Raw genomic sequence first — 289 nt, forward strand, 5'->3', positions numbered from 1 at the left:
CCGTTGTTGTTTGGAGCCTTGTTAAACACGGTTGACCAAATGCATATTCCGGTTGTGATGGACGCGTTACAGGCGATTGGCGTCGCGCCAACCAAAGATGGACATTACGAGTTATTGCGGATTGGCGGATTTGCCGAGGCTCTCTTTAAAAACAGTGCGATTGCTCTCATTGCCTTATTCCTTTTCTGTTGTGGAAGCCAAATGAATCTGCGTGTCGGTGGTAAAGCTTTGAAAAAAGGAGCCCTGCTGACAGCATCCAAATACTTCACGGGTGTCGGTGTCGGTTTCT

1 protein-coding gene is annotated in these 289 nt (G+C 48.1%); it reads left to right on the top strand.

The window, feature by feature from the left end:
- A partial coding sequence (locus SB773_RS31100; protein ID WP_410594116.1) for a 2-keto-3-deoxygluconate permease occupies positions 1-289 on the top strand: 289 nt, incomplete at both ends.

The organism is Bacillus sp. SIMBA_074, assembly GCF_046534555.1.
GTDB classification, from domain to species: domain Bacteria; phylum Bacillota; class Bacilli; order Bacillales; family Bacillaceae_G; genus Bacillus_A; species Bacillus_A mycoides.